The organism is Candidatus Acetothermia bacterium (assembly GCA_024653305.1).
In the GTDB taxonomy this organism is placed as follows: domain Bacteria; phylum Bipolaricaulota; class Bipolaricaulia; order Bipolaricaulales; family Bipolaricaulaceae; genus JACIWI01.
The window spans coordinates 1-1,971 of sequence record JANLFW010000056.1 but is presented as its reverse complement, the minus strand read 5'-3'; the positions used below and the strand labels follow the sequence as shown (position 1 = coordinate 1,971).

The 1,971-nt window shown below is 64.5% G+C and carries 1 protein-coding gene; it reads left to right on the top strand.

The annotated features are described in order from the left end of the window. Positions 1-556: 556 nt before the first annotated feature. Positions 557-889, top strand: coding sequence for a hypothetical protein (locus NUV94_08175; protein ID MCR4392711.1), 333 nt, complete (start codon positions 557-559; stop codon positions 887-889). Positions 890-1,971: the final 1,082 nt, after the last annotated feature.

Below are 1,971 nucleotides of genomic sequence, written 5' to 3'. Positions count from 1 at the left end.
TCTCCTCCGTCAACGCCGCCTCCCCCGGGCGAGGGCAGGGAACGTACCGGAAGCTGGAGCGCGCGATCCCCACCACCGCGCACCCGCGGCGCTCCGAGTACATCCGCCTCGTCCTGAGCGCCCGCCTTTTCCCAACAGGTCCTTCAACGCGTCGATGTCCAACGCCTGCTCTCGCTACGATCTTCCGCAACCGCGCCGTCTCCAGTTCCTTGCGGCCGACGCAGCTGAGCCTGGTCCATTTCCCGGTACTTCCCCCGCCACCGGTGGACCGTGGACTCCCACACCCCGTAGGTCCGGCACACCTCAAGGATCGACGTGCCCGACTCGACCTCCTGCAAGATCCTCACGATCTGCTCTTCCGTGCACCTCTTCCCCTTCACGAGCGGATCCTCCTTGGTTACCCCATCCTACCCAAGGATCCTCCCACTCCAGGTGGTACAGCTTCCGGGGGGCACGTCCGCTGCGCGCCAGGCTTGCAGTTGCCGAGATCTATGCTCCCGTGGTCCCGATCCTTCTCGAAGTCCCCGCGATTCGCCAAATCTTCGGGGACATCACGATGATCGTGCTCAACCCCTCTCCCATGTCACTCGCCGGCCCGAAGACGGGATCACAAGGAGGTGTCGTGGAACTCACAGAGGACGTCAAGTCCAGGACGAGGTGCAACTGCACGAAGCGGGGTGACCCCCGCGACCAAGTCGAGAAGAGGGTCAACTCGATCGATGAGGAACTTCCTGCCTGGCGCGCACTCATCCGAATGGGAGCCAGAGAGTACACAGGATGGCAGTTCCCTGAGTACTTGTACCGGGAGGGGGATGAAATTAGCGTCCTGGGCCAAGCGTGGGAAACCCTGATCCGCGGGACTCCAAAACTCACTGCGTTCTTCGCCTAGGAGGGGGAACGTGAGCAGTCTCCACACGAAGTGAGCTTGGGTTCAGGTCTTCCGAGGTAAAGAGGATGGCGGTGGACCAAAGAACGGGCCAGAGCAGCCGGTAAAGGGAGGGTTGGTCCTCGTTCCACGTCCACGAGAACGCACCCCCCTCATGGTGAATCCGGAGGCGCCCCAAGGCCTCTGACAGGTGGTGATTCAGCGAGGCGACGTCGGAGGGATCGCAGGGTTGGTCCGTTGCCGCCGCTCGGAGGATTCGGTACATCAGTTCGCGCAGGGCAACGGCGTAGGTGAAGGCGCGGGACGCCTCGTGCGGCCGGCGTGCTTTGGTATCCGTGACGGTCCCGTGGGCAGGGCCCACGCGACGAGGTCCTCGTAGCTCGTCAGGCTGTCCTCGGGCCGGTCGCGGCCCCGCCGTTCCACCGTATTCACGAACTCGAGGCAGAGGTCGTCGCGGGCTGGACCACGGCGCTCGGTATCGCCCTCGGCCATTGTATTCCCCTCCTCTTGGCTCATCTAACCTGTCTCACGCACTTGACAGGTTAGACACGGGTGACTATCATCTAACCGCCTCGGCCACTATAGGAGGATAGAGGCGGGGGTCAACCCGGATGGGTCTGGGGGACGCCAACGCGACGGCCAGCCAGGCGTGCGGGTGAGGAGGTGGGCATGTACCCCAGCGGATGGTACGGACTGTTCCTGTTGGCGGAGGCTCGGGTTCGAGAGAACCTGGAGTGGGCGAACCGGCGGCGTGTTCTTCAGGAAGTCAACCGAGCGCGGGCCCGAAGGCCTCGGCTTTGGGATCGATCGCTGTGGAGGGCGGGCGATCTCCTGATCGCTCTCGGGGCTATGTTGAAGGGAAGGGCCGGGACCAGTATTGACGGGTGCCGGGAGGGGGTGGGACATGCACAAGCTCGTGGTGGTTAGCATTACAGTCGCGTTGGGGCGGGCCCTGCCATGGGCCGGGCTCCCGGCGAGGCGGTCCCCGCCGAGCTAGTGGCCGGGTCGATGCCGATCTATGCCGCAACCGGGTTCGACATGGACCTCCTGGTCGTCCCAGCGGCCGCTGCCAGCCTCGCCACCAT

Excerpts from the sequence above, each read along its gene's own strand:
- NUV94_08175 (MCR4392711.1), top strand. The coding sequence starts at position 557 with ATGATCGTGCTCAACCCCTCTCCCATGTCACTCGCCGGCCCGAAGACG.